This is a genomic window from Microbacterium sp. Y832 (assembly GCF_057669765.1).
Map to the genome: position 1 here is coordinate 359,766 of NZ_JBYHFM010000001.1, position 21,364 is coordinate 381,129.

19 protein-coding genes are annotated in these 21,364 nt (G+C 67.7%); 12 read left to right on the plus strand and 7 right to left on the minus strand.

Going from position 1 to position 21,364, the window contains the following annotated elements; genetic code table 11:
* Positions 1–40: 40 nt before the first annotated feature.
* From AC25YV_RS01400 to AC25YV_RS01425, 6 genes are read left to right on the plus strand one after another with little or no spacing between them, the layout of a single operon-like run.
* On the plus strand, positions 41–1,822 hold the full coding sequence (locus tag AC25YV_RS01400) for an ABC transporter ATP-binding protein (RefSeq protein ID WP_488122033.1): 1,782 nt from the start codon (positions 41–43) through the stop codon (positions 1,820–1,822).
* Positions 1,819–2,892 (plus strand): glycosyltransferase, encoded by a 1,074-nt coding sequence (locus tag AC25YV_RS01405; protein WP_488122034.1) that lies wholly within the window; start codon positions 1,819–1,821, stop codon positions 2,890–2,892. Before AC25YV_RS01400 ends, AC25YV_RS01405 begins: the two co-directional genes overlap by 4 nt.
* Positions 2,889–4,040 carry a glycosyltransferase family protein gene (locus tag AC25YV_RS01410; protein ID WP_488122035.1) on the plus strand — a complete coding sequence of 384 codons (1,152 nt, stop codon included), beginning with the start codon at positions 2,889–2,891 and terminating at the stop codon, positions 4,038–4,040. Before AC25YV_RS01405 ends, AC25YV_RS01410 begins: the two co-directional genes overlap by 4 nt.
* On the plus strand, positions 4,037–5,161 hold the full coding sequence (locus AC25YV_RS01415) for a glycosyltransferase family protein (protein ID WP_488122036.1): 1,125 nt from the start codon (positions 4,037–4,039) through the stop codon (positions 5,159–5,161). The genes AC25YV_RS01410 and AC25YV_RS01415 overlap by 4 nt, the downstream gene beginning before the upstream one ends.
* A gap of 53 nt (positions 5,162–5,214) precedes the next feature.
* The gene (locus tag AC25YV_RS01420; RefSeq protein WP_488122037.1) at positions 5,215–6,369 is read left to right on the plus strand and encodes a glycosyltransferase; all 1,155 of its coding nucleotides are present in this window, start codon (positions 5,215–5,217) and stop codon (positions 6,367–6,369) included.
* A 22-nt stretch (positions 6,370–6,391) separates the two neighbouring features.
* Positions 6,392–7,468: a glycosyltransferase family A protein gene (locus AC25YV_RS01425; protein WP_488122038.1), complete on the plus strand. Its 1,077-nt coding sequence runs from the start codon at positions 6,392–6,394 to the stop codon at positions 7,466–7,468.
* Between the two features lie 7 nt (positions 7,469–7,475).
* Here the strand turns inward: AC25YV_RS01425 and AC25YV_RS01430 are convergent, their stop codons facing one another.
* Positions 7,476–8,909, minus strand: a complete 1,434-nt coding sequence (locus tag AC25YV_RS01430; protein ID WP_488122039.1) for a hypothetical protein — start codon at positions 8,907–8,909, stop codon at positions 7,476–7,478.
* An 82-nt stretch (positions 8,910–8,991) separates the two neighbouring features.
* Here AC25YV_RS01430 and AC25YV_RS01435 point away from each other — a divergent pair, with 82 nt between their 5' ends.
* Complete coding sequence (locus tag AC25YV_RS01435) at positions 8,992–9,492, plus strand: GNAT family N-acetyltransferase (RefSeq protein ID WP_488122040.1); 501 nt, start codon at positions 8,992–8,994, stop codon at positions 9,490–9,492.
* Here the strand turns inward: AC25YV_RS01435 and pseI are convergent.
* The 3 genes from pseI to pseB are packed head-to-tail and all read right to left on the minus strand — an operon-like array spanning position 9,466 to position 12,614.
* Complete coding sequence (gene pseI, locus AC25YV_RS01440; RefSeq protein WP_488122041.1) at positions 9,466–10,512, minus strand: pseudaminic acid synthase; 1,047 nt, start codon at positions 10,510–10,512, stop codon at positions 9,466–9,468. The two genes, AC25YV_RS01435 and pseI, sit on opposite strands and share 27 nt — an antisense overlap.
* Positions 10,509–11,633: a UDP-4-amino-4,6-dideoxy-N-acetyl-beta-L-altrosamine transaminase gene (gene pseC / locus AC25YV_RS01445; RefSeq protein ID WP_488122042.1), complete on the minus strand. Its 1,125-nt coding sequence runs from the start codon at positions 11,631–11,633 to the stop codon at positions 10,509–10,511. The genes pseI and pseC overlap by 4 nt, the downstream gene beginning before the upstream one ends.
* Complete coding sequence (gene pseB / locus AC25YV_RS01450; protein WP_488122043.1) at positions 11,634–12,614, minus strand: UDP-N-acetylglucosamine 4,6-dehydratase (inverting); 981 nt, start codon at positions 12,612–12,614, stop codon at positions 11,634–11,636.
* A gap of 1 nt (position 12,615) precedes the next feature.
* On the opposite strand from pseB, the gene AC25YV_RS01455 reads away from it, so the two are divergent.
* From AC25YV_RS01455 to AC25YV_RS01475, 5 genes are all read left to right on the plus strand, one after another.
* On the plus strand, positions 12,616–13,743 hold the full coding sequence (locus tag AC25YV_RS01455; protein WP_488122044.1) for a hypothetical protein: 1,128 nt from the start codon (positions 12,616–12,618) through the stop codon (positions 13,741–13,743).
* 11 nt (positions 13,744–13,754) lie between these two features.
* Positions 13,755–14,828, plus strand: coding sequence for a non-hydrolyzing UDP-N-acetylglucosamine 2-epimerase (gene wecB, locus AC25YV_RS01460; RefSeq protein ID WP_488122045.1), 1,074 nt, complete (start codon positions 13,755–13,757; stop codon positions 14,826–14,828).
* Positions 14,828–15,529 (plus strand): cytidylyltransferase domain-containing protein, encoded by a 702-nt coding sequence (locus tag AC25YV_RS01465; RefSeq protein WP_488122046.1) that lies wholly within the window; start codon positions 14,828–14,830, stop codon positions 15,527–15,529. The genes wecB and AC25YV_RS01465 overlap by 1 nt, the downstream gene beginning before the upstream one ends.
* Before the next feature lie 101 nt (positions 15,530–15,630).
* The gene (locus AC25YV_RS01470; protein WP_488122047.1) at positions 15,631–16,923 is read left to right on the plus strand and encodes a nucleotide sugar dehydrogenase; all 1,293 of its coding nucleotides are present in this window, start codon (positions 15,631–15,633) and stop codon (positions 16,921–16,923) included.
* 26 nt (positions 16,924–16,949) lie between these two features.
* Positions 16,950–18,059, plus strand: a complete 1,110-nt coding sequence (locus AC25YV_RS01475) for an acyltransferase family protein (RefSeq protein ID WP_488122048.1) — start codon at positions 16,950–16,952, stop codon at positions 18,057–18,059.
* Here AC25YV_RS01475 and rfbD read toward each other — a convergent pair.
* The 3 genes from rfbD to rfbA are packed head-to-tail and all read right to left on the minus strand — an operon-like array spanning position 18,048 to position 21,336.
* Positions 18,048–19,469, minus strand: a complete 1,422-nt coding sequence (gene rfbD / locus AC25YV_RS01480) for a dTDP-4-dehydrorhamnose reductase (RefSeq protein ID WP_488122049.1) — start codon at positions 19,467–19,469, stop codon at positions 18,048–18,050. The two genes, AC25YV_RS01475 and rfbD, sit on opposite strands and share 12 nt — an antisense overlap.
* Positions 19,469–20,467 carry a dTDP-glucose 4,6-dehydratase gene (gene rfbB, locus AC25YV_RS01485; protein ID WP_488122050.1) on the minus strand — a complete coding sequence of 333 codons (999 nt, stop codon included), beginning with the start codon at positions 20,465–20,467 and terminating at the stop codon, positions 19,469–19,471. The genes rfbD and rfbB overlap by 1 nt, the downstream gene beginning before the upstream one ends.
* Positions 20,467–21,336 carry a glucose-1-phosphate thymidylyltransferase RfbA gene (gene rfbA / locus AC25YV_RS01490; protein WP_488122051.1) on the minus strand — a complete coding sequence of 290 codons (870 nt, stop codon included), beginning with the start codon at positions 21,334–21,336 and terminating at the stop codon, positions 20,467–20,469. The genes rfbB and rfbA overlap by 1 nt, the downstream gene beginning before the upstream one ends.
* Positions 21,337–21,364 lie beyond the last annotated feature (28 nt).

Genomic DNA, 21,364 nt, shown 5'->3' on the forward strand with positions numbered 1-21,364 from the left:
CATCCCCTGCTCATTTGTCGCGGTTCGGGCGGATCACGTCGTGAAGCGCGTCATCGAGACCCTCCGCGCGCTCCTTCCGCACCTCCCGGCGGGCGCACGGCGGTTCATGGTCGTGTACATCGTCCTGACGTCGGCGCTCGCGGTGCTGGACATCGCCGCGCTGATGCTCCTGGCGGTCGCGTTCAGCTCGATGATGCAGGGCAGCGGAATCACCCTCCCGGTCATCGGCAAGATCGAGCAGGACGGCGCCATCGGGCTGCTCGTCATCGTCTGCGTGCTGATCGTCTTGAAGTCGGCCCTCGCCACGTGGCTGCAGTGGGTCGCCACGCGCCGCTTCGCGAGGTACGAACTCGAGATCGGCGCGACGCTGTTCAACGTCTACATCCGTGCACCGTGGACGGAGCGCCTCCGTCGCAACACGGCGCAGCTCGTGCGCATGGCGGATGTCGGCATCGCGTCGGTGATCGGCGGATTCCTGGTGCCGCTCAGCATGATCCCCGCGTTGGTCACGACCTTCGTCGCCGTGCTCGTGGCTCTGCTCATCAGCCAGCCGTTCATCGCTCTCGTGACGCTCGCCTACCTCGGCATCATCGCGACAGTGCTGTTCTTCCTCGTGACCAGGCGGGCGACCATCGCCGGACGCGTCAACCGCGACTACTCCTTCCGCGTCGCAGCGCTGATGTCCGACATGGTCGGCGCCCTGAAAGAGATCACCCTTCGCGGTTCTGCGGCATCCGTCGCCTCTGTCGTGCATGAGAACCGAGCCCGCGCCGTACGGGCGCGCGCGAACCTCAGCTTCCTCGGCGCTGTTCCTCGCTACGTCTACGACGCAGCCCTGGTGGGCGGTTTCCTGCTCATCGGGGGCGTCGCATGGGCGATCGGCGGGCCGGCTCAGGCATTCTCATCGGTCGCGCTCTTCGGTGTCGCAGGGTTCCGCATCGTGCCGTCGCTGACCGGGTTCCAATCGATCCTGACGCAGTCTCAGTCGAGCATCCCGGTCGTCACGGCGGTCCTCAAGGACATCGTCGCCGCTGAGGCGACGAGGGACGACACCGCGGGCACCCGGCCGCTCGTGGGAGACCCGGTCACGCTCCAGCTGCAGGGCGTCGGGTTCACCTACCCGTCGGGCGGCGCCCCCGCCGTCCACGACGTCGACATGACGATCCCGATGGGCTCGAGCGTCGGCCTGGTCGGCTCGTCGGGTGCCGGCAAATCGACACTCGTCGACATCATCCTGGGCCTTCTCGTGCCGACCGAGGGTTCGGTGACCATCGACGGTCAGCCCCTTCCCGACGTGCTGGCCGCCTGGCGCTCGCGCGTGGGATACGTGCCGCAAGAGGTGTCGCTCTTCACCGGCACCGTCGCGCAGAACGTCGCTCTGACCTGGGGCGATGACTACGACGAGGCCAAGGTGCGGCGCGCGCTCGAACGCGCTCAGCTGCTCGACGTCATCGAGGCGCGCAAGGGCGGCATCCACGCGCAGATCGGTGACCGGGGGATGTCGCTGTCGGGCGGGCAGCGCCAACGGCTGGGCATCGCCCGGGCGCTGTACGGCGAGCCTCTCGTGCTGGTCATGGACGAAGCGACGAGCGCGCTCGACACCAAGACCGAGTCCGCCGTCGCGCACGCGATCCGGCAGCTGCACGGTGAAGTGACGGTGATCGCGATCGCCCACCGGCTCTCGACGATCCGCGACAGCGATCAGGTCTGCTTCATGCGGGACGGCACGATCGTGGCCCACGGCAAATTCGACGATGTCGTTCGGGCAGACCCGGACTTCGCCGAGCAGGCGATGCTCGCGGGGCTCGGGGTCACCGAGTGAGCACGGCGCCCGTCGTCGACGTCGTCATCGCGGTGCACGACCCGCGTCGGCGCGTGGATCGTGCCGTCGAATCCCTCATCGGCGCAGGCACGCGTGTGCGCGTGACGGTGGTCTGTCACGGCATCCCGGCAGACGCCGTGACACCACGTGTGCCGGCTGCGGACAATGTCCGCGTGGTCGAGTTCGCCGACGGGATCCCGTCGCCCTCCGGGCCCTTCAACCACGGGCTGCGGCTGGCGACGGCACCGTACGTCATGATCATGGGGTCGGACGACTTCACCGAACCCGGTGCTCTCGACACGTGGATCGACTCGGTGCAGGCGACGGGTGCAGACATCCTCCTCGCCCCTTTGCGCTACCAGAACGGCGCGCTCCTTGCCAACCCGCTCGCACGCCCCTGGCGACGGCTCAGACTCGACGCGGTGCGGGATCGGCTCTTCCACCGCACGGCACCACTCGGGCTCATCCGCCGCGACCTCGTGCCCGATGACGGACCGCTCTCGGAAGGCATGCCCGTCGGCGGCGACCTCGCCTGGAGCAGCGCCCTGTGGACGTCGGGCCGGGTCATCTCGTTCGATCGGACGCAGCCTGCGTACGTCATCGGTGCGGATGCCGACGAACGCGTGACGACGAGCCCGCGGGATATGCGCACCGTGCTCGCCCCCGTCGACCGCCTGCTGCAGAGCTCGTGGGCCGCGAAGCAACCCGCACACGTGCGGGCGTCGCTCGTGGCGAAGCTGGTGCGGGTCAACATCCTCGGTGCTCTGCACGCGCGGCCCGCCGCGGATTCCTGGCCGGCGGATGCGCGGGCGTCACTGGCGGACACGATCGGATCTCTCGCGGCATATTCCGCGCGCGGGTTCGAGGATCTTCCGCGCGGTGACCGCGCGCTGCTGGACGTCGCCGCGTCGTCGTCATCGACGGCGCGGGATCTGGAGAAGGCGATCGCACGCCGCCGCACCGCGGGGCGGATCGACCAGCTCGTGCCGCGCAGGATCACGCGGGTGTTCGGAAGGGAGAGCGTATTGCGCAGGTACGCACGCTACGCGATCGACAGGAGCCCACGATGACGACGGAATCCGCCAAACCGAGCCTGTTGATCCTCTCGTTCTCGCCGCTGGAGTCGGATGCGCGGGTACTGAAGCAGATCGAGCTCTTCCGTGATCGATACGCCGTCACCACGTGCGGCATCGGCGAGTTCGAGCGGGAAGGCATCGACCACATCCGCATTCCCGACGGCCTCGCCGCACGTGAGCTGGAAGGGAAGCTGATCACGCTTCGTCAGTACCGTGCCGCGTACTGGCGCATCCCCGCCGTGCGCTGGGCGGCGAAAGCGCTGCGCGGCCGGCGGTTCGACGTCATCCTGGCCAACGACGTCGAGGCGGTCCCGCTCGCGCTCCGGCAGCGCCCCACGTTCGGTGTCCACGCCGACCTGCACGAGTACAGCCCGAGGCTGCACGAGCAGAACGAAGCATGGATGCGCCTGATCAAGCCGTTCTGGGATTGGGTGTGCCGGCGTTACGTCAGCCGGGCCTCATCATGGAGCACGGTCAGCGGGGGCCTCGCCCGCCAGTATGAGATCGATTTCGGCTTCGCGCCCGTGGTCGTCACCAACGCGACGCCCTATCGCGACGTCGAACCGCGTCCTGTTCACGCTCCGATCCGGCTCGTCCACTCGGGCGTGTGCCTGCGGAACAGGGATCTGCTGGAGACGATCCGAGGGGTCCAGAAGTCGTCTGCGGACTGCACTCTCGACCTGTACCTCATGCCCAATGACCCCGTCCATCTGGAAGAGCTGCGGGCGGCGGCCGACGAGGTTCCCGGCCGCGTCCGAGTCAATGCGCCGGTCCCGTACAGCGAGCTCGTGACGGTGCTGCAGGACTACGACATGGGCATCTTCATCCTGCCTCCGAATTCATTCAGCCACGAGTGGGCGCTGCCGAACAAGCTGTTCGACTTCGTGCAAGCGCGGCTGGGGATCGTCGTGGGTCCTTCCCCGGAGATGGCCGACTACGTTCGGCGGTACGGATTGGGCCTGGTGACCGACGGCTTCGACGTCGACGACATCAGCCGGGCGCTCGATGGGCTCACGCCCGAGGCGGTCGCCGATTTCAAGCGGGCTGCGCAGGAGTCGGCGCGGGAACTCGGCGCAGAAGTGCAGATGCAGATCTGGGACCGGCTCATCGGCGACCTCGTTGAACGGGGCGAACGCCGATGAGGAAGACAATGCTCATCCTGTCGTTCTCGCCGATCTCCTCGGATGCGCGGGTGCTGAAGCAGATCGAACTCTTCCGCGACGACTGGGACGTCGTGACGTTCGGCTACGGTCCAGCCCCCGACGGCGTCGTCCGTCACGTGCGACTGCCCGACGACCGCGTGTACTGGCGGTACGACCGGTTGGCCCTGGTCGCACGCCTCTACCGACGTGGGTACTGGCATAACCCGGCTGTCGCCTATGCGCGAAAGGCCCTCGTGGGCGAGACCTTCGACGTGGTGATCGCGAACGACATCGATACCGTCCCACTGGCCCTCGCTCTGGCCCCCCGGATCGGCGTGCACGCGGATCTCCACGAGTATGCGCCGCGTCAGAAGGAAGACAATCAGCGGTGGCGACTCTTCGTCGCACCGTTCATCCGTTGGATCTGCAGACGTCACCTTCCGCGAGTCGCGTCCATCACCACCGTCGCCAACGGCATCGCGGCCGAATACCGACGGTGCTTCGGCGTGGACGTGGAGGTCGTGACCAACTCCGCCCCATATGCACGGATCGAGCCGACGCCCGTCGATGATCCCATCCGGCTCGTCCACAGCGGCGCATGTCTACCGGACCGCGGAATCGAGCAGCTCGTCGCGGCCGTGATCGAGGCTCGAACGGAGGTTTCGCTCGACCTCTACCTCATGCCGAACGACCCGCCACTTCTCGAGAGCATTCGCGCCATCGCCGACAGCAATCCGCGGATCACGCTTCACCCACCCGTGCCTTATGCGCAGTTGGTCGAGACACTGAACCGATACGACGTCGGAGTGCACGTGCTTCCGCCCGTCAATTTCAACAACGCCTGGGCGTTGCCGAACAAGATCTTCGACTACGTGCAAGCGCGTCTGGGAGTCATCGTGGGTCCCTCCCCTGAGATGGAAGCGCTCGTGAGAGAGCGTGGGATCGGAGCAGTCGCCGATGATTTCACGACGGCAGCACTGACTCGCGTGCTCGACGACGTGGACAGGGAGACCGTCGCCGGCTGGAAATCAGCTTCGGATGCGGCCGCGTTCGATCTCTCGGCGGGCGCGCAGGTCGAAGTCTGGCGGCGCGCGATCGAGAGAATCGCCGGGGAGGCCTAGGAATGGCTCTTCCCGCTGGTCTCGGTGCCCTCGCGGTCCGCGCGGCTCGGAGGATGCCCGAGCCCATGCTGATGCGGGTTCTGCCGGGGCGGCTGGGGTTCGAGCCCGCAGCCACGGTGCGCGGCCCGGAACCCGCGGAAACCGGCACGAGACTCTTCATCGGTCCCGTCAACTTCGCCGGACAGGGCTGGCAGTGGGCGCGCGCGGCAGAGCAGCATCTCGACGAAGTCTCCGCCGTGTCGATGGCGTACAGCGCCGGCACGGGGTTCCGTTTTCCGGTGGACCAGAATGTGCCGGCATCCACGTATCTGATGTCACGGCGTTGGCAGCGACGCCAGCGTGCGGATGTCTCCGCCCGGTTCACGCATGTCATCGTCGAGGCCGGGCGCCATCTGTTCGGCGACGTCTATCACGAGTCCGTGGCCGACGAGATCCGCTGGCTCCAAGCGCGAGGGCTCCGGGTGGCGATGCTGACGCACGGCAGCGACATGCGCTCGCCCGAGCTGCACGCTCGCACGCACGAGTTCTCTCCGTTCGTCACGGGGGAGTGGGCGATGACGCCGCGCTTGATCGAAGAGACGGCGCGCAACCGTGCGCTTCTCGATGACGTGAAGGTCCCCGCGTTCGCCTCGACGCCGGGGATGCTCATCGACGTGCCGGAGGGTCGGTGGCTTCCCGTCGTGATCGAGACCCAGCGCTGGAAGACGGAGCGCGCGCCCCACGCTGAGGTGCCCCTCGTGGTCCACGCCCCGAGCAATCCGTGGATCAAGGGCACCGCCATGGTGGAACCGGTGCTGCACAAGCTCGCCGCCGAGGGGGTGATCCGCTACGAGCGGGTCGAGGGGGTCCCCGCGGCAGAGATGCCCGCCCGGTTCCAACGCGCCGACGTCGTCCTGGACCAGGTGCGGGTCGGTGACTACGGGGTTGCGGCCTGCGAGGCGATGGCGGCGGGTCGCATCGTCGTGGGCAACGTCGACGATCAGGTGCGCGACCACGTGCGACGGACGACGGGTCGCGAGCTGCCGGTCGTGCAAGCGGATCCGCGCACCCTCGAAGACGTCTTGCGGGACATCGCCGGTCATCCCGAAGCGCTCCAGGGCGTGGCCACCGCCGGTATCGATTTTGTCTCGGCGGTCCACGACGGGCGCATGTCCGCAGAGGTGCTGGCTGACTTCCTGGGGGCGGACCCGAAGCCGGCGCGGCCCTGACGCCGATTGGTAGGCTCGTCGGGTGCCGGAGCCGGATGTCGACCACATCATCGCGGTCCACGACCTGCGCCGCCCCATAGAGCGCGCCGTGGGCTCGGTGCTCGACGGCACGCGAAGTTCCGTCCGCGTGACGGTCGTCTGCCACAACCTCCCCGTGGCCGATGTCTCGACGGCGCTCGGCCGGTATGCCGACGACGACCGGCTGCGGCTCCTGGGCCTCGACGACGGCATCCCCAGCCCGTCGGGACCCTTCAACCTCGGCCTCGAGCAGTCGACGGCACGGTTCACGTCGATCATGGGCTCTGACGATGAACTCTCGCCCGGAGCGATCGACTCCTGGCTCGCCCTCGCAGACGACACGGATGCTGACGTCGTCATCCCCCGCGTATCGGTGGTCGGGCGCGGTCCGACGCTGACGCCGCCCGTGCGCGTCGGACGCCGGCGGGCATTGCAGGGCGTCGCGGACCGGCTTGCGTATCGGTCGGCGCCGCTCGGTCTGGTCTCGCGGCCGCGCTTCGGGGATCTGCGCTTTCCCGCCGGGGTCGCGTCCGGCGAAGACGTGGAGTACAGCACCCGACTGTGGTTCTCGGGCGCGAACATCTCCTTCGACCGACGCGGTCCGGCCTACCTCGTGCACGAAGATGCGCCCACGCGTGTGACCACCGCTCGCAAGCCCGTCGCCGCTGACGTGGCTTTTCTCGACGGCCTGCTCACGAGCGCGACGTTCGCTGGGCTGTCGGCGGCGCAGCGCGACGCGTTGATCACGAAGATTCTGCGCAACAACGTGATCCAGTGGGTCTTGGCCAGGCCTGAAGCCGCCCTCTGGAGTGACGACGATCTGCGTGTCCTCGGCGAGACCGTGCGTCGTTGTGCTGCGATCGCTCCGCGGGCGTTCCATCCGCTGTCTCGCACCGATCGGGAGATCCTCGACTCGTTCACCAGCGCGCCACCTCAGCTCTCACGCGCGTTGACGTTGCTGCCTCACCGCACCGCGCTCAAACCGCGCAACCTCGCGCCGCGTGATGTTCGTTTCCTGTTCGCACGCGAAGCGCCCGTTCGCTTCGGCCTCGCGTCGCGGCTGCTTGCCCGAGGGAGCTGACCCGTGATCAGGTCGCGGCGAACCGGCAGAACGACGCGACGGATCCCGATTGCCAGACCGCCTCGGTGAGCGCAGCCTCGAGGGCATCCGGCTCGGACTGGATACGAGCGGCAGCCTGGGCGGCGTCTGAGAGGTCGGACGCGATGCGCAGCGGAAACACGCTGGCATCGGCGTAGTGCTCGGCGAGCACGGAGTCGACGACCGCCACGTGGCTGCCGTAGGCCAGCGCTTCGAAGAGCATCGTGCTGGAGAACCCGACGACGGCTCGGCTGGTTGCCAGCGCTGCTGAGGCATCAGCGCTCAGATCGAGTTCGATCCGAGGACGCTCGAGCGCCGTCGCGTGCCGCTGCGCGGCGCTCGCGCGCTCCACGGGGTGCGGCCGCAGCGCTACCGTCCAGTCAGTGGGCAGAGCGTCATGCAGTGCGATGAGCGTACGATCCACGAGGACATGCTCGAAGTTGCTCGAGACGAAGAGGACCCGTTTGGGTCGCTCGTTCCACGATGTCGTGGCGAGGACGGCGGGGTCGAGCGAGGGCTTGCCCACGGGAATGAACCGCCCCGGGAACCGGATGGTCCGGCCCCACATCTCGCCATAGCCGAGGAGCGCGTCCGGCAGGCATTTCTCCAGGTCGTCGCGGTGCATCGCGGCGCCGAAGTTGTACGCAGCATGACTGCTGCCGATCCAGCCGTGCTGCAGTTCGGCGACCTCGATGCCCCGCTCGTGGGCGAGCATGATCTCGCTCGCCCGGGTGCCGTACGAGGCGGTCTGCATGTAGATCCGTCGCGGCCGCACGCGATCGAGCAACCGGCCGAACTCCCAGCGCGCATGGGGGGCCCGATCCGCCCGGCCGAGCACGTCGGCGATGGCGCGCTCGCGTCCCGAGTCGGTCACAGGGTGGTCCAGCGCCGCGAAGGCCGCGCGGAGGGCGGCTTCGAGGCGTGCGCGTTCCTGGGCAGGCAGGGGCCGAGCCCGTGTCGCGCGCGTCGTACGCTCGATGGCACGTGCATAGGAGTAGGTGCGCGGGTTCGCGGGGCGGGTGTCGCTCTGGCTGAGCCGGTCGACATACGCATCCTGCACGACGACGGCGTCGGTCCCGAGCGCACGGGCGAAATCGTCGCTCAGCCAATTGTGGAAGCCCTCGGGCCCGGGCACCCTCGTCCATCCGGAGACGACGAACAGGTGGTCAGCATGCGGCGCCCGTCGAGACGACCAGGGGTTCGGCAACGCCTGGCGCGCCGTTGTGAGGACCCGCTGCCGAAGCGGCCGGAGCGGTTGCGGGGGCAGTGTCGTGCCGATGTCTGTCTCGGCGAGTGCACGCGAGACCGGCCAGCGCGCGAGCGGCCACAGGGGGAGGTCGATCCCCGAGATCCGCTCGAACAGCGCATCGGGTGCGGCGTCCTCGAGGTCGAGGAGCGCACGCATCCCGGCGGTCTCAGCCACAGCGGTCTCCTTCGCGCGGGAAGAGGGCAACGGCTCAGTTTACCCGCGCGAGGGCGTCGACACGGCTCGCTACGCTGTCCTGATGAGTCATTCCGCACGGCGCGTACGGCTCCGCGCTGCCGCGGCGGCGGATGCGGAGATGCTGCTGGCGTGGCGCAACGACCCGCTGACACGCCGGATGTCGCTGCAGACCGACGCGGTGTCTCCCGCGGATCACATCCCGTGGCTCGAGGCGAGCCTTGCGTCGCCGCGTCGGGAGATCGTCATCGGGGAGGACGCCGAGACCGGGCTGCCGATCGGCACATGTCGCTTCGATGTCGACGAGGATTCGCCCACGGCCGAGGTCAGCATCACCGTGGCCCCGAGCGCGCGCGGTCGCGGATTCGCCAAAGCGCTCTTGAGCGGGGCGATCGATCGTTTCGCGCGAGACCACGCCGACATCGTGACGCTCACCGCGATCATCCGGCCCGCGAACGCAGCATCCGTTCAGCTTTTCGAGGCCGCCGGATTCTCTCGCGTCCACGAGGGCAGCGAGGCGGACACCTATTCGCGGCCGTCAGGCGCCGGCGAGCAGGTCCCATGACAGCGGTGTGCCGAGTGCGGCATCCGCGCTGAAACGGCGACCGAGAACCGTCGGGAGGTGGACAGGGGCGAGGCCGCCCGCCGGACGGACCGAGCGGACGTTGGCCTCTGTCACGACGTCACCGGCGCGCACGTCGGCGCTCACCCACAGCGAGGGGCGCAGGCGCAGCGATTCCGCCTCTGCCGCTGTCGACCACGCGCTCGCCGATCCCAGCGCGGCGACGGCGGCGCGAGATTCCGTGACGAGCATCCTCAGTTCGTCCGGCTCGAGCGAGAAGGCACTGTCGACGCCGACGTCTGCGCGTGAGAGCGTGACGTGCTTCTCGATCACGCGTGCGCCCAGCGCAGCGGCTGCGACGGATACCCCGATACCGAGAGTGTGGTCGGAGAGCCCGACCTTCACGCCGAACAGGTCGCGCATCGCGGCCATACGGCGAAGGTGCGCGTCCTCTGCGCGGGCAGGATACGAACTCGTGCAGGCGAGGAGCGTCAGGTCGTCACCGCCCGCCGAGCGCGCGGCATCGACCGCTGCGGCGACCTCTTCGATCGTGGCGGTGCCCACCGACATGATGACGGGCTTGCCGGTCGCCGCGATCCGCGCGATGAGCGGCAGATCGACGATCTCGAGCGAGGCGACCTTGTAGAGCGGAGTGTCGAGGCTCTCGAGGAAGTCGACCGCAGACTCGTCGAAGGGGGTGCTGAAGGGCACGAGTCCCAGTTCGCGAGCGAGGGTGAAGATCGGCTCGTGCCACTCGTAAGGCGTGTGCGCTTCGGTGTAGAGGTCGTACAGCGTGCGGGAGCCCCACAAGGCGTGGCCCTCTGAGACCCGGAAGGCGGGGGTGTCGACGTCGAGGGTGATCGTGTCGGCGGTGTACGTCTGGATCTTCACGGCCTGAGCGCCGGTCGTCGCGACAGCGCGGACGATGTCGAGCGCCCTGTCGAGAGAACCGTTGTGGTTGCCGGAGATCTCGGCGACGACGAGCGGAGGGTGGTCGCCGGTGTCGGGAATGAGCGGGGTCATGCGATCACCTCACGCAGGGCATCGATGACGCGGCTCTGGTCGTCATCGGACAGCGCCGCGAACATGGGCAGCGATATCTCTTCGCGGTAGTACTGCTCGGCGACGGGGCACATTCCGCGCTGATAGCCGAGATCCTCGAAAACAGGATGCCAGTACACGGGGACGTAGTTCACCTGCACCAGGATGCCGCGTGCGTGCAGTTCCTCGAAGATGCGACGACGGTCAGCGGCCGGCACGCGAAGCGGGTAGAGGTGCCACATCGGGTCGGCGCCGCTCCGGCGAGTCGGGAGGGTCAGTCCGAGATCGGCGAGCTCGGTCGAGTAGCGGTCGAAGATCGCCGAGCGACGGGCCTTGAACATCGCCAAGCGTCGAAGCTGACTCGTGCCGAGCGCGGCGAGCACATCGGGAAGACGGTAGTTCAGGCCGAGCGAGTGGACTTCCTGGTGCCAGGGGCCTTCGTCGCGGTGGCGCTGCAGCGCGCGGTCACGGACGAGACCGTGGGTGCGGAAGGCGCGCGCGCGATCAGTGAGAGAGACGTCGCCAGAGGCGACGGCGCCGCCCTCGGCTGTCGTCAGGTTCTTGGTGGGGAAGAAGGAGAACGTCGTGAGGTCCGCGAGCGAGCCGACGGGGCGACCGTCGAGGGTCGAGCCGATCGAATGCGCCGCGTCTTCGAGAAGGAGAGCGCCGGCGTCATGAGCGATGCGTCGCAGGGCGTCGGCGTCGATCGGATGCCCCGCATAGTCGACGCCCGCCACGACGCGCGTCGTGGGTGTGATCGCCGCTGCGACGGCGTCGGGATCGATGTTGCCCGTATCGGGTTCGACATCGGCGAACTCGATACGAGCCCCCAGCTGAGCGGCGGTCGCGGCGGTCGCGACGAACGTCAGCGGCGTCGTCAGAACGACGTCTCCCTCTCCGACGCCGGCCGCAGCGTAGGCAGCATGCAGCGCGGCGGTCCCCGACGAGACCGCGACGGCGTGCGCGGTGCCGGCTGCGTCTGCGACGGCCTGCTCGAACTCGCTGACGGCGGGGCCGGTCGTCAGCCAATCGCTGCGCAGAGCCGCCGTGACCGCCTCGATGTCGGACTCATCGATCCACTGGCGCCCGTACGGGACGGCCATTCAGCTCATCCCGTCCACGAGTTCGCGGATCTCCTCCACCGAGAGCCACTGGTCGTTGCTGTCCGAGCGATAGGCGAACCCATCGGCGACCGGTTCGCCTTCGGGCTTGATGAAACCCCAGTCAGCGATCGTGGGCAGAACGATGTAGCGGTCTCCGGCGAGGATCGTGCGACGGCTGTCGTCCGCCGAGATCATCTCTTCGTGAAGTTTCTCTCCCGGCCGGATTCCGACGTCGTGGCGAGGTGCGCCCGGCGCGACAGCCTCGGCGATGTCGAGGATCCGCGTGCTGGGGATGCGCGGCACGTAGAGCTCACCGCCGTTCATCTGGTCGAAGGAATCCACGACGAACTGCACCGCCTGAGGCAGCGTGATCCAGAAGCGGGTCATCCGCTCATCCGTGATGGGCAGCGATTCGCCTCGCTCGGCGAGTCCGCGGAAGAACGGGACGACGGATCCCCGTGAACCCATGACGTTCCCGTACCGGACGACCGAGAAGCGCGTTTCGTAGCCGGCCGCGTAGTGATTGCCGGATTGGAAGAGCTTGTCGGCGGCGAGCTTGGTCGCACCGTAGAGGTTGAGGGGGCTCGAGGCCTTGTCGGTCGAGAGCGCGACGACCTTCTTCACGCCGGCGTCGATCGAGGCCTCGATGACGTTCTGCGAACCGATGATGTTCGTTCGGACGAATTCGAACGGGTTGTACTCGGCCGTGTCGACCTGCTTGAGGGCGGCAGCGTGCACCACGTAGTCGACGCCGTGCATCGCACGGCGCAGCCGGTGCTCGTCGCGGATGTCGCCGATGAACCACCGCAGTCGGGGGTCGTCTCCGAGCAGCAGACGGGTCTCGTACTGCTTCAGTTCGTCACGTGAATAGATGACGATCCGGCGAGGATCGAAGTCTGTCAGGATGCGACGGATGAACGCCTTGCCGAACGAGCCGGTGCCGCCGGTGACCAGGATCGACGAACCATTGAGGATGGACATCGTGAAACCTCTCGCTCGTGCCGCGGGCTCACAGACGGCTGCGACCAACCAAGCGTACCCGGGGTCGCATCCGCACGAGACAGGGGCGAACCGGCGGCACCGGCCTCTTCATGTCGTGCTGCGTGCCGACGCCGGCCGCACGCAGGGCACCGGTCACGTCATGCGGTTGCTGACGCTCGCCGAGGCGCTGCTGGCACGCGGGCACCGTGTGACTCTGGCGACAGCGGAGATCGAGATTCCGTGGCTTTCGGCGGCTGTGACGGCGTCGCGAGTGGATGTTGTCGACTCGCCGCGCGACGAGATCGACATCGAGGCTCTGACGGCGCTCGAGCCGGACTGGGTGGTCGTGGACAGCTACCTCGTGCCGGCCGACTCGGTATCCGCGTTGAACGACGTCGTGCCCGTGCTGCTCCTCGCCGACGGAGACGCCAGAGGTGCACGAGCATCGCTGTATCTCGATCAGAACCTCGGCGCACCTCTTCTGCCCGGCGCAGATGCGCAGGCGCAGTTGATCGGGGGCGAGTTCGCTCTTGTGCGGCGTGCCATCCGTGAGGTGGCACACCCCGACCCCGCCGAGATCCGGCATCGACCGCCCGAGATCGTCGTGGTGCTCGGGGGAACCGACCCCGATGATCGGACGGTCGAGGTCGCTCGCGCGTGTGTCGCTCTCGTCGGTCGCGCCGCCTTCACTTTCGTGGCACCCGTTCGTCAGCATCACCGGCTGAACGAACTCGGCGGCGAGAGCGCGCTGTGGCGCGTGCTTCCCCCGACGCCCGAGCTGCCCGCTCTGCTCGCACAAGCCGACGTGACGATCTCGGCCGGAGGAACGAGTGCGTGGGACATCGCCACGATCGGAACGCCGAGCCTTCTGCTTGCGACCGTGCCGAATCAGCAGGCCTCGCTGGCCGCGGCCGTTTCGGCCCAGATCGCGCTCGGCTTCGATGTCGTGAACTCGCCACCGGCCGCGGACGAGATCGTGCGGGCGGTGGTGCCCCTGATCGACGATGAGGCGCTTCGTCGCCGACTCGTGTCTGCCTGCCGCGACCTGTTCGACGGTCGTGGTGCCGAACGTGTCGCCGTCGCGCTGGAAGAGCGAAGCCGCCCCAGGCGTGCAGACCCGAACGCGTAGACTCCATGTCCGTGAAGGTGATGAGCGTCGTCGGCGCGCGCCCCCAGTTCGTGAAGCTCGCACCCATCGCGCACGCGGCAGCTCGCGCGGGTGTCCACCATGTCATCGTCCACACGGGGCAGCATTACGATCCGCTCCTGTCGGACGTCTTCTTCCGGGATCTCGATATTCCTGCGCCGGATGTGCACCTCGGCGTGGGGTCCGGCTCGCACGGCGTGCAGACGGGCGCGATGCTCGGCGCGTTGGACGCCGTCATCCTCGAGCATCAGCCGGACTGGGTTCTGGTCTACGGCGATACCAACTCGACCCTGGCGGCCGCGCTGAGCGCGGTGAAGCTGCACTATCCCGTTGCTCACCTGGAAGCGGGTCTGCGATCGTTCAACCGCCGCATGCCCGAAGAACACAATCGTGTCTTGACGGATCATGCCGCAGACCTCCTGCTCGCTCCCACCGAGGTCGCACTCTCGCACTTGGCGGATGAAGGGCTGTCCGACCGGGCAGTGCTCGTCGGTGACGTCATGACCGACGTTCTGTATGCCGTGCGGGATTCGGTCCGCGCCACGCCGTCGGCGCTGAGCGAGTTCCAGCTCGAAACCGGCGGCTTCTACTTGGCGACGATCCATCGAGCCGACAACACGGATGACCCGGTCCGCCTTCGGCAGATCGTGACGGCGCTTTCCGAGCTCGACCGTCCGACGGTCCTCCTGGCGCATCCTCGCGTGCGGGCGCGAGCGCGGGAAATGGGCGTGGAACTGGCTCAGGGATCGCTTCGCGTGTCCGATCCGCTCCCGTACGCCGAACTGATCTCGATGGCACTGGCCTCGGCGGGTGTCGTGACGGACTCGGGCGGCCTGCAGAAGGAGGCATTCCTTCTGCGGGTGCCGTGCACGACGGTGCGGACCGAGACCGAATGGACCGAAACCGTCGACCTGGGCTGGAACCGCCTTGCCCAGACTGCCGACGAGATCGCTGCGGCGGTCATGAGGCCGCGCCCGGCGGATACGACAGCTGAACCCTACGGAGACGGACACGCTGCCGATCGGGTGATCGCCGAACTCGACCGCGCCGCGGGGTCGAGGTCCTGATGGTCTTGGCTCTCGTTCAGGCCCGCATGAGTTCGTCGCGTCTGCCGGGCAAAGTGCTGGCTGACCTCGACGGCGAGCCCATGATCGTGAGGCAGCTCGCCCGCATCGCCCAGGCCGAGACGGTGGACCGGACCGTGGTCGTCACTTCGGTCGACCCGAGCGACGATGTGCTGGTCGAAGCTCTCTCATCGCGAGGGGTCGAGGTCTTTCGCGGCGCGCTCGAAGACGTGCTCGGACGCTACCTCGCCGCGGCGGAATCGCTCGGCGCAGAACGCATCGTGCGGTTGACGGCCGACTGCCCCCTGACCGACCCCGACGTGATCGACGCCGTCGTGCGCGCCCACGACGAGCGCGAGGTCGACTACGCGTCGAACGTCCTTCAGCGCACCTACCCGCGCGGACTCGACGTGGAATCGGTGACCACAGCGGCACTGCGGCGAGTGGCCGACGTCGCGACGGAGCGGGAGCGCGAACACGTCACCCTGGGCATCTACAGTCGCCCGGACCGATTCACCTTGACCTCGGTCGTTCAGGCTGAGGATCGCTCCGACCTGCGGTGGACGGTCGACACCCCCGCCGACCTCGCGTTCGTGCGGGAGGCTTACGCGCGACTGCGGCCCGCCGGGGGCCTGTTCTCGTCAGCGGACATCTACGAGCTGGTGAGTCGCTTCCCCGAACTCGACCATCGCGAGGCGTCCTAGCTGTCGCGGCGCGCATCTCCCCGATCTTTCTGAAGAGGCCGGCGTCTGGTCCGGATACGGGCATACCCGACCCGATCCCGTGCCGCAATAGACTGGAACCCATGCGCATCGCCGTTGTGGCCCTCGGAAAGATCGGCCTTCCCCTCGCTGTACAGTTCGCCGACTCGGGGCATGAAGTCATCGGCGTCGACGTCAACCCCGCGACCGTCGACAGCGTCAACGCGGCGCGCGAGCCCTTCCCCGGCGAGGCGCACCTGCAGGAGAAGCTCAGCCACGTCGTCCCCGCCGGTGGCCTGCGCGCCACAACGGACTACTCCGAGGCGATCCCGGGCGCTGACGCCGTCGTGGTCGTGGTGCCGCTGTTCGTCAACGACACGACGTGGGAGCCCGATTTCGCCTGGATGGATTCCGCCACGCGCTCCCTGGCCGAGCACCTCACGCCGGGCACACTCGTCTCCTACGAGACGACCCTTCCGGTCGGAACCACGCGCGGTCGCTGGAAGCCCATGCTCGAAGAGGGATCGGGTCTCGTCGAGGGCGAGGACTTCCACGTCGTCTTCTCACCCGAGCGGGTGTTGACCGGTCGGGTGTTCGCCGACCTGCGCAAGTACCCCAAGCTCATCGGCGGTCTGTCGGAGGAGGGCGCCCAGCGTGCCCGCGAGTTCTACGAGGCCGTGCTGCAGTTCGACGAACGCGACGACCTTCCCCGGCCGAACGGCGTATGGGACCTCGGGAGCGCCGAAGCGTCCGAGATGGCCAAGCTCGCCGAGACGACCTACCGCGACGTCAACATCGGGCTCGCCAACCAGTTCGGGCTCTTCGCCGCTCAGTACGGCATCAATGTCTACGAAGTGATCGAGGCCTGCAACTCGCAGCCGTACAGTCACATCCATCGTCCCGGCATCGCGGTCGGCGGCCACTGCATCCCGGTGTACCCGCGCCTGTACCTCGCGACTGATCCGGACGCCGACATCGTGCGCACGGCACGCATCCTGAACGCCTCGATGCCGGAGCGCATGGTGGCCCAGGCCGAGGGCATCCTGGGATCGCTCGACGGACTTCGCGCCGTCGTGCTCGGCGCGTCGTATCGCGGGGGAGTCAAGGAATCGGCTTTCTCGGGTGTCTTCCCGACCGTCGAAGCGTTGGCGTCGCGCGGAGCCACGGTGACCGTGCACGATCCGCTCTACTCGGACGACGAGCTGCGCGCACTCGGCTTCGAGCCGCACACGCTGGGCGATCCCGTCGATCTCGCCGTGCTGCAGACCGACCACGCAGCGTACCGGTCGCTCTCGCCGGAGCAGCTCCCGGGCATCCGCCTGATGGTCGACGGACGTAACGCGACGGACGCCGCTCTCTGGGCGGGCATCCCGCGGATCGTCGTCGGCTCCGCCTGACCGCCGCCGCTCGACCCGCCGACGACGTGCCCTCTGTCATCCGTGAGACGGCCGAGCGGACGAGCCGTATCGACTGGGTGGACACGGCCAAGACGATCGCGATCGTCCTGGTGGTCGTCTATCATGTCTCGGGCTGGCTCTTCGGCTTCATCTTCGAAGGTGCAACCCACCCCCTTGCAGCTGCGTGGCGCACACTCAGTGTGGCGCTCGTTCCCGTGCGCATCCCGCTCTTCTTCCTGGTCTCGGGACTTCTCGCCACCCGCGCTGTCCACCGCAGCTGGCGAGACCTCGGCCGGACCCGGCTGCTCGACCTGCTGTGGCCGTTCTTCATCTGGACGCTGCTCATCTCGCCCTTTTGGAGTCTTCGCCTGCACGCCGAAGGCTCGCCCCACCTCCGCCCCCTCGCGGACGCGCTCGTCTTCGGTGCCGGCCACCTCTGGTTCCTCCCGGCGCTGATCGTCTTCCTCGTCATCGCGAAGCTCGCGCGGGGCTTCCCGGTCCTCGCCATCGTGTCGACGGCTCTGCTCGCCTATGTGCTGCGCGGCCCCATCATGGCCTGGGCGAACGAGTCTCTGTACCCACCGCTCGCGCTGGATCTTTCGCGCTGGACGGTCTTCCTCGTGTGGTTCCTCGTGGGCTGTTTCGGTCACCGCCTCGTGATCCGCGCCGGCAGACACCCGATCTTCTTGGTCATCGGGCCGTCGCTTGTTTTCGGCGCGATTCTCCTCGCGGACGGCATCCCGCTGGGCGTGGCCAAGGCGCCCTTGCTGAGCATCTCGGGCGTGGGCGCGGTGATCGGGATCAGCGTGCTGATGAGCCGCTCACGTCCGGTGCGAAGACTGTCCCGGTACCTCGCATCGCGCACCCTGGCGATCTATGTCGGTCACGCGTTCCTTGTGGAAGTGCTCGCCGCCGGACTCATTGCGCTTCGACAGGTGTGGCCGGGGTTCGCCGTCGACTCGTCCGCAGTGATCGTCCTGTTCGTGCCCGTGACGACCGTGCTGCTCGTCTGGGCGAGCACCGCGATGCACGACTTCGCGATGCGTAGCCCGCTGCGCTGGCTTTACCGTCCACCTGCATGGGGGGAGCGACGGCGCGAGACCGACCTCGCCCGCCATGAGAGCTCAGCGGCGTAGCCACGCCCCGAGCGCATCGCGCGCATCCGCCGGTGTGAACCCGGTCGCTTCGATCTTCGCGATGTCGAGCACACTGTTGCGCGGCCGGGGAGCGACGGGCATCCTCGCTGACGCGAAGTAGTCCTCGGTGGAGCACCCGGTCACACGACCGGGATCGTGACCGGTCAGTGCGAAGACCAGACGGGCGACGTCGGCCCAGGAGGTCGGTTCGCCCGCTCCCGTGAGGTTGTAGGTGCCGTATGGAGCATCGGTCTCGACCAGATGGCGGATGCCGCGGGCGATATCGCTCGTGAAGGTCAGACGCCCGACCTGATCATCGACCACCCGGGGATTCACATCGTCGGCTGCCAGGCGCGCCATCGTCCGGACGAAGTTGCCCCCGTCGCCGATGACCCACGAGGTGCGCACGATGTACTGACGCGGCGTGACGCTGACCGCGAGATCGCCCGCCGCCTTGGACTGCCCGTAGACGCCGAGTGGACAGAGGGCGTCGTCTTCGCGGTAGGCGCCGGGGGCGCTGCCGTCGAAGACGTAGTCGGTCGAGACATGAACGAGGACGATGCCGTGGCGCGAGGCGACACGGGCCAGCGTGGCGACGCCGACGGCATTCGCGGCCCACGCGTCACGGCGCCCCTGGTCGGTCTCGGCGAGATCGACCGCCGTGTACGCCGCCGCATTGATGATCGTGCCGTACTCGCGCCAGCGGCGGGCAGAATCGATGTCCGGCGAGGCCAGGTCGAGGTCAGCTCGCGTGGCGTACTCGATGTGCGCGGCATCCCCGAACTCGGCGCGAAGCGCCTGCCCCAGCTGGCCGGCAGCCCCCAGCACGAGGATCTTGCGCGGCGGGATCGGTGTCACCTCGTCCAGACGCGGGTGCGCAGTGTCCTTCGCAGAGATCTCGGCGTCTTCGAGCGGGATCGGCCACGAGATTGCGGCGGCCTCATCGGCGAGATTCAGGAACGAGTACGCCGCGGCGGGCGACCAGTGGTCGTTCACGAGGTACGTGTACGCGGTGTCGGGCTCGAGCGTCTGGTAGGAATTGCCGACACCCCGCGGCACGAAGATGGCGCGAGACGGGTCGAGCTCGGTCGTGAAGACCGCTCCGAACGTCGGCCCTTCACGGAGATCGACCCACGCGCCGAAGATCCGCCCCGTCGCGACGGACACCCATTTGTCCCACGGCTCGGCGTGGATTCCGCGGGTCGTGCCGACGGCGTCGTTGAACGAGATGTTGTTCTGCACGGGCCCGAAGTCCTCGAGGCCGAGCGACGTCATCTTCTCGCGCTGCCAGTTCTCCTTGAACCAGCCGCGCGCATCGCCGTGGACCGGCAGGTCGAACACGATGAGCCCCGGAATCGGGGTCGGAGTGACCCGCAGTTCCTTCCCGAACTCCACGTCGTCGACCGTCATCACTGTCCCTTGGAGGCGTAGAACGCTTCGACACCGTCTTTCGCCGGCGCCCACCACGATTCGTTGTCCTGATACCACTGGATCGTCGCGGCCAGTCCCGTCTCGAAGTCGCCGTACGTCGGCGTCCACCCGAGTTCGGTGCGCAGCTTCGTGTAGTCGATGGCGTACCGCAGGTCATGCCCGGCGCGGTCGGTGACGTGATCGTATGCGTCCTGAGGCTGCCCCATGAGCCGAAGGATGAGTTCGACGACGTCCTTGTTGTTCTTCTCGCCGTCTGCCCCGATGAGGTAGGTCTCGCCGATGACTCCCTTGTCGAGGATCGTCAGCACCGCCGACGAGTGGTCGTCTGCATGGATCCAGTCGCGTACGTTCTCACCCTTGCCGTACAGTTTCGGACGGATGCCGCGGATGACGTTGGTGATCTGCCGGGGGATGAACTTCTCGACGTGCTGGTACGGCCCGTAGTTGTTCGAGCAGTTCGAGATCGTCGCACGCACGCCGAAGGATCGCACCCAGGCGCGGACGAGCAGGTCGCTGCCGGCCTTGGTCGATGAGTACGGGCTCGACGGGTTGTACGGCGTCTGCTCGGTGAAGCGCTCCGGGTCGTCCAGCTCGAGGTCGCCGTAGACCTCGTCGGTCGAGATGTGATGCAGTCGGCGGTCGTGCTTGCGCGCGGCTTCGAGGAGGGTGTACGTGCCGACGATGTTCGTGTCGAGAAACGGTCGCGGGTCGTGCAGCGAGTTGTCGTTGTGCGATTCGGCGGCGTAGTGCACGACGGCGTCGACCTCGCTGAAGAGGTCGTCCACCAAGGGGGCGTCCGTGATGTCGCCGAGCACGAAACGCACTCGGTCCTCGGGCAGCCCGGCAAGCGAGGCGCGGTTGCCGGCATACGTCAGCTTGTCCAGCACAGTGACGTGGTGATCGGTGTGGGCGACGACGTGGTGCACGAAGTTCGAACCGATGAACCCGGCTCCGCCGGTCACGAGCAGCTTCGACATCAGCGCCCTCTTTCCAACGTCGCGAGCAGATAGGTTCCGTACCCCGACTTGACGAGCTTCTGCGCGCGCTCGCGGAATTCATCGTCCGAGAGGAAGCCCTGTCGCCACGCGACCTCTTCGGGCGCCCCGATCTTCATGCCGGTGCGCCGCTCCATGGTTCGGACGTAATCCGCGGCATCGGTCATCTGGTCGAAGGTGCCGGTGTCCAGCCACGCCGTCCCGCGGGGGAGCACCTCGACCGACAGGGCGCCGCGTTCGAGGTAGGCGCGGTTGACGTCGGTGATCTCGTACTCGCCGCGAGCGCTCGGAGTCAGCGATCGAGCGATCTCGACGACGTCGTTGTCGTAGAAGTACAGACCGGGAACCGCGTAATTGCTCTTGGGCTCGGACGGCTTCTCTTCGAGCGAGACCGCGGCGCCGGACTCGTCGAACTCGACGACGCCGTAGGCCTGCGGGTCCGAGACCCAGTAGGCGAAGACCGCGCCGCCCTGGATGTCGGCGAACCGGGACAGTCTCGTGCCGAGCCCGGGCCCGTACAGCAGATTGTCGCCGAGGACGAGAGCGACGTTGTCGTCGCCGATGAAGTCCGCCCCGATCGTGAACGCCTGCGCGAGGCCGTCGGGCGAGGGCTGCTGCGCGAACGTGATCGAGACCCCGAACTGGGATCCGTCTCCGAGCAGTCGCTCGAAGTGGGCCGCATCGTGCGGAGTCGTGATGACGAGGATGTCACGGATGCCGGCGAGCATGAGCGTCGACAGCGGGTAGTAGACCATCGGCTTGTCGTACACCGGCACGAGCTGCTTCGAGACGCCCAGGGTGATCGGGTGCAGTCGAGTGCCGGAGCCACCAGCGAGGATGATGCCTTTCATCTGCCCATCGTGACACAGCGGTAGACTT

Excerpts from the sequence above, each read along its gene's own strand:
- AC25YV_RS01410 (WP_488122035.1), top strand. The coding sequence starts at position 2,889 with ATGACGACGGAATCCGCCAAACCGAGCCTGTTGATCCTCTCGTTCTCG.
- AC25YV_RS01415 (WP_488122036.1), top strand. The coding sequence starts at position 4,037 with ATGAGGAAGACAATGCTCATCCTGTCGTTCTCGCCGATCTCCTCGGAT.
- AC25YV_RS01420 (WP_488122037.1), top strand. The coding sequence starts at position 5,215 with ATGCCCGAGCCCATGCTGATGCGGGTTCTGCCGGGGCGGCTGGGGTTC.
- AC25YV_RS01435 (WP_488122040.1), top strand. The coding sequence starts at position 8,992 with ATGAGTCATTCCGCACGGCGCGTACGGCTCCGCGCTGCCGCGGCGGCG.
- pseI (WP_488122041.1), bottom strand. The coding sequence starts at position 10,512 with ATGACCCCGCTCATTCCCGACACCGGCGACCACCCTCCGCTCGTCGTC.
- pseC (WP_488122042.1), bottom strand. The coding sequence starts at position 11,633 with ATGGCCGTCCCGTACGGGCGCCAGTGGATCGATGAGTCCGACATCGAG.
- pseB (WP_488122043.1), bottom strand. The coding sequence starts at position 12,614 with ATGTCCATCCTCAATGGTTCGTCGATCCTGGTCACCGGCGGCACCGGC.
- AC25YV_RS01465 (WP_488122046.1), top strand. The coding sequence starts at position 14,828 with ATGGTCTTGGCTCTCGTTCAGGCCCGCATGAGTTCGTCGCGTCTGCCG.
- AC25YV_RS01470 (WP_488122047.1), top strand. The coding sequence starts at position 15,631 with ATGCGCATCGCCGTTGTGGCCCTCGGAAAGATCGGCCTTCCCCTCGCT.
- rfbD (WP_488122049.1), bottom strand. The coding sequence starts at position 19,469 with ATGACGGTCGACGACGTGGAGTTCGGGAAGGAACTGCGGGTCACTCCG.
- rfbB (WP_488122050.1), bottom strand. The coding sequence starts at position 20,467 with ATGTCGAAGCTGCTCGTGACCGGCGGAGCCGGGTTCATCGGTTCGAAC.
- rfbA (WP_488122051.1), bottom strand. The coding sequence starts at position 21,336 with ATGAAAGGCATCATCCTCGCTGGTGGCTCCGGCACTCGACTGCACCCG.